15 protein-coding genes are annotated in these 12,514 nt (G+C 73.9%); 9 read left to right on the top strand and 6 right to left on the bottom strand.

Going from position 1 to position 12,514, the window contains the following annotated elements:
- Positions 1–5: 5 nt before the first annotated feature.
- Positions 6–1,328 (bottom strand): biotin synthase BioB, encoded by a 1,323-nt coding sequence (bioB, locus tag ACIQPQ_RS30675; RefSeq protein WP_401310189.1) that lies wholly within the window; start codon positions 1,326–1,328, stop codon positions 6–8.
- Positions 1,329–1,478: 150 nt separating this feature from the next.
- Between bioB and ACIQPQ_RS30670 the strand changes: the two genes are divergently transcribed.
- Complete coding sequence (locus tag ACIQPQ_RS30670; RefSeq protein ID WP_401310186.1) at positions 1,479–2,606, top strand: 8-amino-7-oxononanoate synthase; 1,128 nt, start codon at positions 1,479–1,481, stop codon at positions 2,604–2,606.
- A 43-nt stretch (positions 2,607–2,649) separates the two neighbouring features.
- Here ACIQPQ_RS30670 and ACIQPQ_RS30665 read toward each other — a convergent pair whose 3' ends face one another.
- Together ACIQPQ_RS30665 and ACIQPQ_RS30660 are read right to left on the bottom strand one after the other, a co-directional pair.
- Complete coding sequence (locus tag ACIQPQ_RS30665) at positions 2,650–2,901, bottom strand: DUF397 domain-containing protein (protein ID WP_401310184.1); 252 nt, start codon at positions 2,899–2,901, stop codon at positions 2,650–2,652.
- Between the two features lie 19 nt (positions 2,902–2,920).
- Entirely contained in the window at positions 2,921–3,802 is an 882-nt protein-coding gene (locus tag ACIQPQ_RS30660; protein ID WP_401310182.1) for a helix-turn-helix domain-containing protein, read from the bottom strand.
- 233 nt (positions 3,803–4,035) lie between these two features.
- Here ACIQPQ_RS30660 and ACIQPQ_RS30655 point away from each other — a divergent pair, with 233 nt between their 5' ends.
- Positions 4,036–4,497, top strand: coding sequence for an ATP-binding protein (locus ACIQPQ_RS30655; RefSeq protein WP_401310179.1), 462 nt, complete (start codon positions 4,036–4,038; stop codon positions 4,495–4,497).
- Between the two features lie 214 nt (positions 4,498–4,711).
- Here ACIQPQ_RS30655 and ACIQPQ_RS30650 read toward each other — a convergent pair whose 3' ends face one another.
- Both ACIQPQ_RS30650 and ACIQPQ_RS30645 read right to left on the bottom strand, forming a co-directional pair.
- A complete protein-coding gene (locus tag ACIQPQ_RS30650; protein WP_383771100.1) occupies positions 4,712–5,185 on the bottom strand; it encodes a C40 family peptidase in 474 nt (157 codons plus the stop codon).
- A gap of 602 nt (positions 5,186–5,787) precedes the next feature.
- Positions 5,788–6,096, bottom strand: a complete 309-nt coding sequence (locus ACIQPQ_RS30645; protein ID WP_383771103.1) for a hypothetical protein — start codon at positions 6,094–6,096, stop codon at positions 5,788–5,790.
- Between the two features lie 65 nt (positions 6,097–6,161).
- On the opposite strand from ACIQPQ_RS30645, the gene ACIQPQ_RS30640 reads away from it, so the two are divergent.
- Complete coding sequence (locus tag ACIQPQ_RS30640) at positions 6,162–6,470, top strand: type II toxin-antitoxin system Phd/YefM family antitoxin (RefSeq protein WP_401310175.1); 309 nt, start codon at positions 6,162–6,164, stop codon at positions 6,468–6,470.
- 154 nt (positions 6,471–6,624) lie between these two features.
- Here ACIQPQ_RS30640 and ACIQPQ_RS30635 read toward each other — a convergent pair whose 3' ends face one another.
- Positions 6,625–7,680, bottom strand: a complete 1,056-nt coding sequence (locus ACIQPQ_RS30635; RefSeq protein ID WP_401310172.1) for an ABC transporter permease — start codon at positions 7,678–7,680, stop codon at positions 6,625–6,627.
- A 113-nt stretch (positions 7,681–7,793) separates the two neighbouring features.
- Between ACIQPQ_RS30635 and ACIQPQ_RS30630 the strand changes: the two genes are divergently transcribed.
- The 6 genes from ACIQPQ_RS30630 to ureG all read left to right on the top strand — a co-directional run bounded on the left by ACIQPQ_RS30630 (position 7,794) and on the right by ureG (position 12,507).
- Positions 7,794–8,444: a TetR/AcrR family transcriptional regulator gene (locus tag ACIQPQ_RS30630; RefSeq protein ID WP_401310170.1), complete on the top strand. Its 651-nt coding sequence runs from the start codon at positions 7,794–7,796 to the stop codon at positions 8,442–8,444.
- 212 nt (positions 8,445–8,656) lie between these two features.
- Positions 8,657–8,959 carry an urease subunit gamma gene (locus ACIQPQ_RS30625; RefSeq protein ID WP_037672587.1) on the top strand — a complete coding sequence of 101 codons (303 nt, stop codon included), beginning with the start codon at positions 8,657–8,659 and terminating at the stop codon, positions 8,957–8,959.
- A 10-nt stretch (positions 8,960–8,969) separates the two neighbouring features.
- The gene (locus ACIQPQ_RS30620) at positions 8,970–9,281 is read left to right on the top strand and encodes an urease subunit beta (RefSeq protein WP_383771117.1); all 312 of its coding nucleotides are present in this window, start codon (positions 8,970–8,972) and stop codon (positions 9,279–9,281) included.
- Positions 9,274–10,995, top strand: a complete 1,722-nt coding sequence (locus ACIQPQ_RS30615; RefSeq protein WP_401310166.1) for an urease subunit alpha — start codon at positions 9,274–9,276, stop codon at positions 10,993–10,995. The genes ACIQPQ_RS30620 and ACIQPQ_RS30615 overlap by 8 nt, the downstream gene beginning before the upstream one ends.
- Positions 10,995–11,669 carry an urease accessory protein UreF gene (locus tag ACIQPQ_RS30610; RefSeq protein WP_383771123.1) on the top strand — a complete coding sequence of 225 codons (675 nt, stop codon included), beginning with the start codon at positions 10,995–10,997 and terminating at the stop codon, positions 11,667–11,669. The genes ACIQPQ_RS30615 and ACIQPQ_RS30610 overlap by 1 nt, the downstream gene beginning before the upstream one ends.
- A 145-nt stretch (positions 11,670–11,814) precedes the next feature.
- The gene (gene ureG / locus ACIQPQ_RS30605; protein ID WP_383771126.1) at positions 11,815–12,507 is read left to right on the top strand and encodes an urease accessory protein UreG; all 693 of its coding nucleotides are present in this window, start codon (positions 11,815–11,817) and stop codon (positions 12,505–12,507) included.
- Positions 12,508–12,514 lie beyond the last annotated feature (7 nt).

The following is a 12,514-nucleotide window of genomic DNA, read 5'->3' as shown; positions in this document are numbered from 1 at the left end:
CGTGCTCAGGCATTCGGCGCGAGATCCGTTCCCGCGCCCCGGCGCCGGACGGCGACCAGGTCCGTCCGGGGACCCCCGGACGGCGCGGCCACCGGCTCCGCCGCACCGGCCGTCTCCACGGCACCGCCGGTCGCCACGGCACCTGCGGTCTCCACCGGCCGCGGCGCGGCCGACGGCGTACCGCACGGCCCGCAGCCGCCCCCGGCGCCCGCCTCGGCGGCGCCGTCCGCCGCCCCCGCGTCGCCGTGGGACCCGCAGCCCCCGCCCGCGTGCGACCCGCACCCGGCCGTCTCCGCCGACCCGCAGCCCCCGCCCCCGGCGGTGGCCCGGTGCTCGGGCAGCGTGACCTCGCCCGCGCCCTCCACCTCGAACCCGGCGTCGGCGATCATGTCGAGGTCGGCCTTGCCCGCCTGGCCCTCACTGGTGAGGTAGTCGCCGAGGAAGATCGAGTTGGCGAGGTGCAGCGCGAGCGGCTGCATCGTGCGCAGGTGCACCTCACGGCCGCCCGCGATACGGACCTCCACGTCCGGGCAGACGAACCGGACCATGGCGAGGATGCGCAGGCAGCGCTGCGGGGTGAGGTTCCACTCCTTCGCCAGCGGGGTGCCCTCGAACGGGATCAGGAAGTTCACCGGGACGGAGTCCGGGTCGAGTTCCCGCAGGGAGTACACGACGTCCACGAGGTCCGCGTCGGACTCGCCCATGCCCGCGATCAGCCCCGAGCAGGCCGACAGCCCGGCCGCGTGCGCCCGCTGCACCGTCTCCACCCGGTCGGCGTACGTGTGGGTGGTCGTGATGCCCGCGTACGTCCCCTCGGACGTGTTCAGGTTGTGGTTGTAGGCGTCGGCGCCCGCCTCGCGCAGCCGCTCCGCCTGGCCGTCCGAGAGCAGCCCGAGGCACGCGCAGACCTCGACGCCCTCGTTCTCGTCCTTGATGGTCCTGATGGTCTCGGAGACCCGGGCCACGTCCCGGTCGGTCGGACCGCGCCCGCTGGCCACCAGGCAGACCCGCTTGGCGCCCCCGGCCAGCCCCGCCGCGGCGGCCTTCGAGGCCTCGTCGGGCTTGAGCCAGGTGTACTTGAGGATCCCCGCGGTGGAACCCAGCCGCTGGGAACAGTACGAGCAGTCCTCCGGGCACAGGCCCGACTTCAGGTTGACGAGGTAGTTGAGTTTCACCCGGCGCCCGAACCAGTGCCGCCGTACCTTGCCGGCCGCGGCCACCACGTCGAGCAGGTCGTCGTCGGACGTGGCCAGTACGGCCAGCGCCTCCTCGCGGGTCGGCAGCTCGCGCCGAAGCCCCTTGTCCACCAGCGTGTTCAGCAGGTCCATGAGAGCCGATCCTGTCCTACCGGACCGTTCCGGGCCAAGGAGAGTTCGTACAACAGAAGCCATCCGAGGTGTGGGTATCGCCACATCATGGACGGGGCGACGGCCCGCTAGTGTCTGTGCACTGCCTACAAATCTTCCGGGGGGCGACCCATGGCGTTCGGCTGGATCGACGAGCAGGCGGAGGTGCGCCGCCGGGCCGGACTCGTCCGGACGCTGCGCCCCCGCCCGGCCGACTCGCCGCTGCTGGACCTGGCGGGCAACGACTACCTGGGACTCACCCGCCACCCCGAGGTCACCGAGGGCGCCGCGCGCGCCGCCCGCGCCTGGGGCGGCGGCGCCACCGGCTCCCGGCTGGTGACCGGTTCCACCGCGCTCCACGCCGAACTGGAACGCGAGCTGGCCGCGTTCTGCGGCGCCGAGGCGGCCCTGGTGCTCTCCTCCGGCTACGCCGCCAACCTCGCCGCGGTCACCGCGCTCGCCCCGCACGGCTCGCTCCTCGTCTCCGACGCGGGCAACCACGCCTCGCTCATCGACGGCTGCCGACTGGCCCGCGCCACCACCCAGGTCGTCGCGCACGCCGACCCGGACGCCGTCCGCAAGGCGCTCGCCACGCACGACGGCCCGGCGGTCGCGGTCTCCGACACGGTCTTCTCGGTCGACGGCGACGCCGCCCCGCTCGCCGCCCTCGCCGCCGTGTGCCGGGAGCGCGGCGCCGGTCTCGTCGTCGACGACGCGCACGGGCTCGGCGTCCTCGGCGACGGCGGCCGGGGCGCGCCGCACGCGGCCGGACTCGCGGGCGCGGACGACGTGGTCGTCACGGTCACCCTCTCCAAGGCGCTGGGCGCCCAGGGCGGCGCGGTGCTCGGTCCCGCGCGCGTGATCGACCATCTGGTCAACACCGCGCGGACGTTCATCTTCGACACCGGTCTCGCCCCGGCGGCGGCGGGCGCCGCGCTCGCCGCGCTGCGCGTCCTCACGCGCGAGCCGGAGCGCGCGGCCCGCGCGCGGGCGGTCGCGACCGAGCTGCACACCCGGCTGACGGCGGCCGGTCTGGAGGCCGTCCGCCCGGACGCGGCGGTCGTCTCCGTACGGGCGCCGTCCCCGGAGGCGGCGGTGCGCTGGGCGGCGGACTGCCGGGCGGCGGGCGTCGCCGTGGGGTGCTTCCGCCCGCCGTCCGTGCCCGACGGCGTCTCCCGGCTGCGGCTGACCGCCCGCGCGGACCTCACCGGGGAACAGATCGCCCACGCCGTACGGGTCATCGACGCGGCACGGCCCTGAGCCCTGCCGTCGGCCGGGGAGCCGGGGCCGCGGGAAGCGGGGTTCAGCGGAGCGCGGCGGTGAAGTCCGTCCAGCTCGCGGCGGTGAAGAGCAGCGCGGGACCGGCCGGGTCCTTGGAGTCGCGTACGGCGAGCAGTCCGGCCCAGGGACCGGCGGCCGGACGGGCCGTCTCGACGCAGTTGTTGGCTCCGGTGCTGTAACTGCTGCGCCGCCACCGCAGACCCGCGGCGGCCTGCGGGGGGACGCACGCCCGGGGCGAGGGGCGTACGGGGGCGTGCCGGGGCGACGTGGTCATGGTGCCTCCTTACGCGCCGTCACCCGTCGCGGCGAGGTGGTCCGGCTGCGGTTCCGGCGAGATGTGCGAGGGATTCCTCGGGCGAGAGGGCGTGCGCCCGAAGGGCGTCGAAGGCCTCCGCGTAGGCACGGAGGTCTTCTTTCCGTTCGAGATGGAGGCTACTCGTCAAGTGGTCGAGAACCACCACATCCAAATCAGAAGTGCTCGAAAATGAGAAGATAACGAAAGGCCCGGTGACGCCGATGTGCGCACCCGCCGAGAACGGCAGCACCTGGAGCTGCACCTGGGGCAACTGCGCCGCCTCGACCAGCCGTTCCCGCTGTTCGGCCATCACCTCGGGGCCGCCGATCTCCCGCTTCAGGACCGCCTCGTCGAGCACCGCGCTCAGCTTCAGGGGCGGCTGCGCGCGCAGCACGTCCTGCCGCGCCATCCGCACCTCGACGAGCGTGTCCAGCCAGTCCCCGTCGACCCCCTCGACCGCCGCCCGGGTCACCGCGCGCGCGTACGCCGGGGTCTGGAGCAGCCCCGGCACGACCGTCGTCTCCAGCGTGCGCATCGCCCTGGCCTGCGACTCCAGGCTGATGAAGTCCCGGTAGGCGGGCGGCAGGACGCCCCGGTAGGCGTGCCACCAGTGCTCGCGGCCCGCCCCGTCGCCGTCGACCGATCCGGCCAACGCGAGCATCACCTGCCGCAGATGGGGGTCGTGCACGGCGTAGGCGTCGAGGAGTAACCGCACATCGGCCGGTTTCGCACCGCTGGTGCCGGTCTCGATGCGGCTCACTTTCGACTGGTGCCAGCCCACCAGGCGGGCCGCCTCGCCACTGGTGAGTCCCGCGCGCGAGCGCAGCGACCGCAGTTCCGCGCCCAGTTTCCGGCGGCGCACCGCGGGACCGTGCTGCATGGCTCTCTCCCTACTGCCTCCGGGCCGCCCCCGGATGCTCCACACCGGCGGAGTTCACCGCATCGAGCGACAGATATATGCACATCTTGGTGGATCGCTCCCCGCGGCCTGTCCCGTGATGGCACTCTGGCGACGAAGCACCAGTCCGGGACCGTACTCGAACCCTTCGTTCCGTGTCCGGTTCCGGCCTCGGACGAGCGCGGGAATTGCGTGAGACGAAGGACGACGTCGCCATGGCAGACCACCTGGAAGCATCCGTCACCCTGCCGAGCGATCCCGCCTCGGTGCGCGCCGCCCGCGCTTACGTCCTCGACACCCTCGCGGAGTGGGGTCTGCCCGCCGACGCGGAACTCGCCGACACCGTTCGGCTGATCGTGTCGGAACTCGCCACCAACGCCGTGCAGCACACCTTCGGGCAGTCGCCCACCTTCACGGTCGGCGTGGTCCTCGACCGGGACGCGTGGCTGCGGGTGGGGGTGACCGACAGTCACCCGCGCTTCCCCCGCCGCCTGCCGGCCGCCGTCCAGCAGGACAACGGCCGGGGCATGGTGATCATCCGCTGGCTCGCGGTGGAGCACGGCGGGAAGCTGCGGGTGCGCCCCACGGGCGAGGGCGGCAAGACGGTCTCCATCGAGCTGCCCTGGACGGCCACCGTGCGGCCCGTCACGGCGGTGGGACGCCAGGACGGCCCGTGAGCGTCCCGCGGCGGCCTTGAGTCCCGTACGGCCCCGCTGAGCCTTGTGCGGTCCTGCCTGAGCCTCGCGTGCGGTCCTGCCTGGCCTCGTGCGGCCCCGGAGACCGCGAAGGGCCCCCACGCGCCCCGTGGAGGGCGTGCCGGGGGCCCGGCGGGGCTTGCGGAGTTCCCGGGGCGGTGGGAGCGCGTCAGGTCGCCGCCACCGCCCCGGGAGATCACTTGACCCGGCCGTACCAGACGCTCTTGGTCCAGATCTTCTGGAGGCGCACCACGTCCCCGGTCTTCGGGGAGTGCCAGATCTTGCCCTTGCCCGCGTAAATGCCCACGTGGTAGACGTTCGACCCCGAGTGGAAGAACACGAGGTCCCCGGCCTTGCGGCTGCCCGCGGAGATGTGACGGGTCTTGTTGTACTGCTGCGCCGCGGTGCGCGGCAGCTTCTTGCCCGCCTTCTTGAACGAGTACTGCGTGAGCCCGGAGCAGTCGAACCTCTTCGGACCGGTCGCCCCGTACTTGTACGGAGCACCCTTCTTGGAGGCCGCGACCTGAAGTGCCTTCGTCGCGTGCGTGGCCGCCGAGGCGTCGGAGGCGACACCCGGGATCACGATCGAGCCACCCACTGCGGCGATGGCGAACGCCGAAGCCGTACCGGCGCGTGCCATCAGCGACGGGACACGATTGAGCGCAGTCATGCGCAACCCTTCGTCAGCCGCCTGTGAAGGATGACCTGTCGGATTCGGGCTGGCGAAGTTGCCCGGCCGTGTCACCACGGCTTCACCCCAAGGGCCGCTCGGCCCGGTGTCGCTCGTCCGGCCGTACGCACATGCGTACGGAAGTACGAGGGAACCGTTCCGGCTGCCCGTCGTGCTCGGGTCCTCCACTCCTGCCGGTGCACTCCTGTCGACCGGTCATCCGGGCGGCGGCAGGACTCGGCGTCCGCCCGGACCGCCCCGCCTCTGATGGCGGGGGCTTGTCGTCAGTCAGGGATCTTGGCCCACGGATGTCCGAAAATCCCAATGGAACCGGGGATTTGTGGGGTTACTCACCACTCACCCGTTCGGGTGGACACCCTGATGCGGGGTCAGAAGTCAAGGCGCCACAGGGCCTCCGACCAGCGAAGGAACCCAGAGTTCCGCCCGTTTTGACCCCATCCCGCGCAACCGGGGAGGGCTCGGACGGGCCGGAAAAAGCAGCCACCGCTCCGCCGGACGGGGGTAATCCGTTCGGTCCGTTTCGATTCCGGCCCGGACGCCACGGGGCGCGGGGCCAAACGCGCGCGCCGGGGCCGGGTGCGTCAACTGGCCGAGGCGCCCGGCGGCATCGTGACGCGCGCCGCCCGGCGCTCCCCGTCGAGGAGGCGGAGCGCCCGCGCGAGGGTCGGCGCGTGCAGTTCGCTCTCGCCCCGCCGGTGCATCGTCGTCAGCGCGTCCCGCAGCTCGGTCGCCCGGCTCACCAGCGCCTGGGCTGCCCGCAGTCCGCTGTACGTGTCCCCGTCCCGGGCCGGGTTGATCCGGCCGACCAGGTCGACCACCTCCAGATAACGGTCGATCAACTCGGCCTCGGCGCGCGTCAGGGCGGGCAGCGGCGGCAGTTCCGGAAGCATCGGGGTCCCCCTCCGTCGACGTCTGTATGAAATGTACAGGACGTACGGGACGGTAGGATGGGCCCATGGCCTACGAGATTCCGGTGACGCAAGCCAGGGCTGAACTCGCCGACCTGATCAACCGGGTGGTGTACGGCGGCGAGCGCGTCGTCGTGACCCGCCACGGCAAGCCCTTGGTCGCCCTCGTCTCCGCGGCCGACCTGGAACGCCTCGACTCCCTCGACGGCGTCGACGGCGGTGGCGGGATCGGTGCCCCGGCGGAGGAACGGCCGGTCGCCTCTCTGGCCGCGACCGTCCATGAGGTCGCACCCCCCTCCCTCGGCCGCGACCGCTTCGGCGCGGCGGCGGAACACCGGGGGACCGGACCCGCCTGAGCCCGGCCGTCGCCTGACCGGCAGGCCCTCACCGACGGGCGCGTCCACGAGGGCGGGTGGGGATGGCGGGGGTTCCGCGGTCGCCGTGGCGTCGAGGGAGGCCACCGGGCGGGTGTGGTCCGTGTCAGTGGGCCCCCGCCCCGGTCGTCGTCCGTCAGCCCGCCAGTGCCGGTTCGCGGCCGGGCGTGCTCGGTTGCGGGGTACGGGCCCGGTTCCGGAGGGCGGGGCCCAGGAGGACCGCGCCGAGGCCCAGGACGGCCCACCAGATCAGGGTCAGCAGGGGACCGGTGGCTGACGCGCCGTCGAAGAAGGACACCGACCGCAGCAGGGTCGTCCCCGCACCCGGCGGCAGCCACTGCCCGATCGCGCCGACCGGGTCGGGCAGCATCCGGGGCGCGGACGCGGCGCCCGAGAACGGGTTGCCCAGGAACATCACCACGAACCCCACGACACCGATGCCCGCGGGCCCGAGCAGCGCCGCGCACCCGGCCACCGCCGCGCCCACCGCCAGCGTCGACAGGCTCAGTACCCCCGCCTCCGCCCACCAGTTCCCGGTCAGTACCTCCAGCCAGCTGTGCGCGAGCGCCCCGCCCACCACACCCACCAGAGCGGCGGCGCCCAGCAGGGTCAGGGCGGCCCGTACGCCGCGCAGCCCCAGCAGCGTCACCATCGCGCCCGCCGCGATCCCCGCCAGCGCCAGCGGCAGCACGCTCGCCCCGAGGGCCGCGCCGCGCGGGTCCGCCGCCGGAGCCGGCACCACGTCGACCGCCCGCAGCGCGGTGCCGTCGGCCGCCGCCTGCGCGCCCACCGCCTGCTGGAGGAACTGGGCGACCACCGGTCCCCCCGCCGACGCGGTCAGCAGTTCCGGACCCTGAGGGGTGACGACCACGGCCCCGTACACCGTCCGGTCGGCCACGGCGTCGCGGGCGGCGGCCTCGTCGGCGTAGCGGTGGATCTCGAACGCGCCGTCGCGCGCCCCGAGCCGTTGGGCGACCCGGTCCGCCTGGGCCGCCGGTCCGGCGACGCCGAGCGGCAGGTCGTTCGGCGCCGTGCGCGCGGCGGGCCAGGCGAACGCCCAGAGCGCCAGGGCCGCGAGGAGCGGGACGAGCAGCAGCGGCAGCAGCGGGCGGAGCCCTGCCGGGAGGGCCGGTCTGCCTTCGCCGGAGGCCTCGGAGGCCGAGGGGGCCGAGGGGGCGGCGGCGGTGGACATGGTTCCTCCGTGGGTCCCGGTTCATAAAGAATGATCGTTCGTTTTATCGCCCCCACCGTGCGACGGGTCGGCGCCGCTTGTCAAGAAGGAACGTTCGTTTTAGGTTCGTGTCCATGGCACGTGTATCCCAGGCCCATCTCGACGCTCGCCGTCGCCAGATCCTCGACGCGGCGTCCCTCTGCTTCGCCCGCAACGGCTTCCACGCGACCTCGATGCAGGACGTGCTGAAGGAGGCCGACCTCTCGGCGGGCGCGGTCTACCGCTACTTCAGCGGCAAGGAGGAGCTGATCGCGGCGATCGTCACCGAGACGATGGCCGAGGTCCGGGAGGCGTTCCAGGAGGCGACCCGGCAGACGCCGACGCAGCTCCCCGACACCCTCGTGACCTCCGTCCTCGGGCGCACCCTCGCCTCACGCGGCGGGGTGCTGCCCGACGGCGGTCCCGCCTTCCCCCGGCTGGTGCTCCAGGTCTGGTCGGAGATCCCGCGCAACCCCGAACTGGCCGACCTGCTCCGCGAGAACTACGACGGGGTGCGCCGGGCGTGGAGCGACGTGGTCCGCCTCTACCAGGCGTCCGGAACGATGCGCGCCGACGCCGAACCCGACCACGTGGCCCGCACGATGATCGCCGCCGTCCTCGGATTCATCCTCCAGCAGGCCCTGTTCGGCCCCACCGACATCGAGGTCCTGCGCGACGGACTGCGCGCACTCATGAGCGTGACGGACACGGACACGGGTACGGAGGCAGGCGCGGACGCCGACTAGGGACGCGGGCGCGGAGGGCGACGTACCGCCCCCGCGCGCGGGCCGTGGCAGCCCGCCTTCCGGGCGTCCCCGCGGCCCCGTCCGGATCACGCCGTGGTTAACGTGCGCGAAACGCTCTCCAACTAGCCTGCCCTCCCACGCCACCTGGGACGTTGCCGGTGGCCGCGGCAGCCGGACCCCGCACGGCCCGGCGCGAGGAGGTGAGGTGGGACGTGCAACTGACCCCGCACGAGCAGGAGAGGCTGCTGATCCACGTGGCGGCCGACGTCGCGGAGAAGCGCCGGGCCCGCGGGCTGCGGCTCAACCACCCCGAGGCGATCGCCCTCATCACCTCGCACATCCTGGAGGGCGCCCGCGACGGCCGTACCGTCGCGGAGCTGATGGCGTCCGGCCGCAAGCTGCTGACCCGCGACGACGTCATGGAGGGCATCCCCGAGATGATCCACGACGTGCAGGTCGAGGCGACCTTCCCGGACGGCACCAAACTCGTCACCGTCCACGACCCGATCGTCTGAGGGGACGCCGATGACACCCGGAGAGATCCTCTTCGCCGAGGGCCCGATCGTCTACAACGAGGGCCGCGAGGTCACCCGGCTCACCGTCCTCAACGCCGCCGACCGGCCCGTCCAGGTCGGCTCCCACTACCACTTCGCCGAGGCCAACCCCGGCCTGGAGTTCGACCGCGCCGCCGCCCGCGGCCGCCGCCTCAACGTCGCCGCCGGAACCGCCGTCCGCTTCGAACCCGGCATCCCCGTCGACGTCGAACTCGTCCCGCTGGCCGGAGCCCGGATCGTGCCGGGGCTGCGCGGGGAGACCGGAGGGGCCCTCGATGCCTGAGATCTCACGCGCCGCGTACGCCGACCTGTTCGGCCCGACCACCGGCGACCGCATCCGGCTCGCCGACACCGACCTGCTCGTGGAGATCGAGGAGGACCGCTCCGGCGGCCCCGGACGCGCGGGCGACGAGGCGGTGTTCGGCGGCGGCAAGGTCATCCGCGAGTCCATGGGCCAGGCCCGCGCCACCCGCGCCGAGGGCACCCCCGACACCGTGATCACCGGCGCCGTCGTCATCGACCACTGGGGCGTCGTCAAGGCGGACGTCGGCATCCGCGACGGCCGGATCACCGGCATCGGCAAGGCCGGCAACCCCGACACCATGGACGGTGTCCATCCCGACCTGGTGATCGGCCCGGAGACCGAGGTCATCGCGGGCAACGGCCGGGTCCTCACCGCGGGCGGCGTCGACGCGCACGTCCACTTCATCTGCCCGCAGATCGCCGACGAGGCCCTGTCGGCGGGGATCACCACCCTGGTCGGCGGCGGCACCGGGCCCGCCGAGGGCTCCAAGGCGACCACCGTCACCCCCGGCCCGTGGCACCTCGCCCGGATGCTGGAGGCGATGGAGCACCACCCGCTCAACATCGGCTTCCTCGGCAAGGGCAACACCGTCTCGCACGAGGCGATGCTCTCCCAGATCCGCGGCGGCGCCCTCGGCCTGAAACTGCACGAGGACTGGGGCTCCACCCCGGCCGTCATCGACGCCTCCCTCACGGTCGCCGACCGCACCGGCATCCAGGTCGCCATCCACACCGACACCCTCAACGAGGCCGGTTTCGTCGGCGACACGCTCGCCGCGATCGGCGGCCGGGGCATCCACGCGTACCACACCGAGGGCGCGGGCGGCGGGCACGCGCCCGACATCATGACGGTCGTCTCCGAGCCGCACGTGCTGCCCAGCTCCACCAACCCGACCCGCCCCTACACCGTCAACACCGCCGAGGAACACCTCGACATGCTGATGGTCTGCCACCACCTCAACCCGGCCGTCCCCGAGGACCTCGCCTTCGCCGAGTCCCGCATCCGGCCCTCCACCATCGGCGCCGAGGACGTCCTGCACGACCTGGGCGCCATCTCGATCATCTCCTCCGACTCCCAGGCCATGGGCCGCGTCGGCGAGGTCATCCTGCGCACCTGGCAGACCGCCCACGTGATGAAGCGCCGCCGGGGCGCGCTGCCCGGCGACGGCCGCGCCGACAACCACCGCGTGCGCCGCTACGTCGCCAAGTACACGATCAACCCGGCGCTCGCGCAGGGCCTCGCCCGCGAGATCGGCTCCGTGGAGACCGGCAAACTCGCCGACCTGGTGCTGTGGGAACCGGCGTTCTTCGGCGTCAAGCCGCTCCTCGTCCTCAAGGGCGGCCAGATCGCCTACGCCCAGATGGGCGACGCCAACGCCTCCATCCCGACCCCGCAACCGGTGCTGCCGCGCCCGATGTTCGGGGCGATCGGCCGGGCCCCCGCCGCCAACTCCCTCAACTTCGTCGCCCCGTTGGCGATCGAGGACGGGCTGCCCGAACGCCTCCAGCTCGGCAAGCGGTTCGTCGCCATCGACTCCACGCGCGGGGTGACCAAGGCGGACATGCGGGAGAACGACGCCCGCCCGCGTGTCGCCGTCGACCCCGACAGCTTCGCCGTGCACATCGACGGCGAACTCGTCGAGGCGGCCCCGGCGGCCGAACTGCCCATGGCCCAGCGTTACTTCCTCTTCTGATGTCCAGGGCGACCCTCCTCGTCCTGGCCGACGGCCGCTTCCCCGCCGGGGGCCACGCGCACTCCGGCGGCGCGGAGGAGGCGGTGAAGGCCGGGCGGATCACGGGCACGGACGGCCTGGAGGCCTTCTGCCGGGGACGGCTGCACACGGCCGGGCTGGTCGCGGCGGCCCTCGCCGCGGCCGCCGCGGCCGGGGCCGACCCGGCCGTCCTGGACGCCGCCGCCGACGCCCGCACCCCGTCCCCCGCCCTGCGGGCCGCCGCCCGCCGTCTCGGCCGACAGCTCACCCGCGCCGCCCGCGCCACCTGGCCGAGCGGCGAACTCGACGCCCTGGCACGGCGGTTCCCCAAGGGCGCGCACCAGCCGGTCGTCCTCGGCCTGACCGCCCGCGCCGCCGGACTCACCCCGGAGGACGCGGCGTACTGCGCGGCCTACGAGAGCGTCAGCGGCCCGGCGACGGCCACCGTACGGCTGCTCAGCCTGGACCCCTTCGAGGCGACCGCCGTCCTGGCCCGGCTCGCCCCCGAACTGGACCGGGTCGTCGACCGCGCCGCCCCCGCGGGCCGCGCCGTCCGCACCGAGGGCACCGACGCCCTCCCCGCCGCCTCCGCCCCCCTCCTGGAGACCGGCGCCGAGGCCCACGCGGCCTGGCCGGTACGGCTGTTCGCCTCATGACCCGCCCCCGCCCCAGCCCCCGCCGGAGCCGCCCGCCCGCACCCGGCCACCCGCACCCGGCCACCCGCACCCGCACCCGCACCCGCGCCCCCGCCCGCACCACCTCGCGCACCGCCCCTGACCCGGCCGACAAGGAGCCGCACCCATGCACCTCGACCACGTCCACACCGGCCCGGCCGCCGTCAGCGCCGACGCCCGCCGGCCCGACGGCACCCGCCGCGCCCTGCGCATTGGACTCGGCGGCCCCGTCGGGTCGGGGAAGACGGCCACCGTCGCCGCCCTCTGCCGCGCGCTGCGCGACGAACTCTCGCTGGCCGTCGTGACGAACGACATCTACACCCGCGAGGACGCCGAGTTCCTGCTCCGCGAGGCCGTCCTGCCGCCCGAGCGGATCACCGCCGTGGAGACCGGCGCCTGCCCGCACACCGCGATCCGGGACGACATCTCGGCCAACCTGGAGGCCGTGGAGGACCTGGAGGACGAGGTCGGCCCGCTCGACCTGGTCCTCGTCGAGTCCGGCGGCGACAACCTGACCGCCACCTTCTCCAAGGGTCTGGTCGACGCGCAGATCTTCGTCATCGACGTCGCCGGGGGAGACGACATCCCCCGCAAGGGCGGCCCTGGCGTCACCACCGCCGACCTCCTCGTGATCAACAAGACCGACCTCGCGCCGTACGTCGGCTCCGACCTCGCCCGGATGGCCGCCGACGCCAAGGCGCAGCGCGCCGAACTGCCCGTCGTCTTCCAGTCGTTGCGCGGCGAGGACGGGGTGCGCGACGTCGCGGCCTGGGTGCGGGCGCAGCGCGCCGCGTGGACCGCCCGCCACGACCTGACGTGAGCCCCGA

Source organism: Streptomyces sp. NPDC091281, from assembly GCF_044757425.1.
Taxonomy (GTDB): Bacteria; Actinomycetota; Actinomycetes; order Streptomycetales; family Streptomycetaceae; genus Streptomyces.
Note: the sequence above shows the minus strand (reverse complement) of the source record. Positions and strands in the feature narration are given on the sequence as shown.

Excerpts from the sequence above, each read along its gene's own strand:
- ureG (WP_383771126.1), top strand. The coding sequence starts at position 11,815 with ATGCACCTCGACCACGTCCACACCGGCCCGGCCGCCGTCAGCGCCGAC.
- ACIQPQ_RS30620 (WP_383771117.1), top strand. The coding sequence starts at position 8,970 with ATGACACCCGGAGAGATCCTCTTCGCCGAGGGCCCGATCGTCTACAAC.
- ACIQPQ_RS30640 (WP_401310175.1), top strand. The coding sequence starts at position 6,162 with ATGGCCTACGAGATTCCGGTGACGCAAGCCAGGGCTGAACTCGCCGAC.
- ACIQPQ_RS30630 (WP_401310170.1), top strand. The coding sequence starts at position 7,794 with ATGGCACGTGTATCCCAGGCCCATCTCGACGCTCGCCGTCGCCAGATC.
- ACIQPQ_RS30610 (WP_383771123.1), top strand. The coding sequence starts at position 10,995 with ATGTCCAGGGCGACCCTCCTCGTCCTGGCCGACGGCCGCTTCCCCGCC.
- bioB (WP_401310189.1), bottom strand. The coding sequence starts at position 1,328 with ATGGACCTGCTGAACACGCTGGTGGACAAGGGGCTTCGGCGCGAGCTG.
- ACIQPQ_RS30670 (WP_401310186.1), top strand. The coding sequence starts at position 1,479 with ATGGCGTTCGGCTGGATCGACGAGCAGGCGGAGGTGCGCCGCCGGGCC.
- ACIQPQ_RS30660 (WP_401310182.1), bottom strand. The coding sequence starts at position 3,802 with ATGCAGCACGGTCCCGCGGTGCGCCGCCGGAAACTGGGCGCGGAACTG.
- ACIQPQ_RS30635 (WP_401310172.1), bottom strand. The coding sequence starts at position 7,680 with ATGTCCACCGCCGCCGCCCCCTCGGCCCCCTCGGCCTCCGAGGCCTCC.
- ACIQPQ_RS30655 (WP_401310179.1), top strand. The coding sequence starts at position 4,036 with ATGGCAGACCACCTGGAAGCATCCGTCACCCTGCCGAGCGATCCCGCC.
- ACIQPQ_RS30645 (WP_383771103.1), bottom strand. The coding sequence starts at position 6,096 with ATGCTTCCGGAACTGCCGCCGCTGCCCGCCCTGACGCGCGCCGAGGCC.
- ACIQPQ_RS30650 (WP_383771100.1), bottom strand. The coding sequence starts at position 5,185 with ATGACTGCGCTCAATCGTGTCCCGTCGCTGATGGCACGCGCCGGTACG.
- ACIQPQ_RS30615 (WP_401310166.1), top strand. The coding sequence starts at position 9,274 with ATGCCTGAGATCTCACGCGCCGCGTACGCCGACCTGTTCGGCCCGACC.
- ACIQPQ_RS30665 (WP_401310184.1), bottom strand. The coding sequence starts at position 2,901 with ATGACCACGTCGCCCCGGCACGCCCCCGTACGCCCCTCGCCCCGGGCG.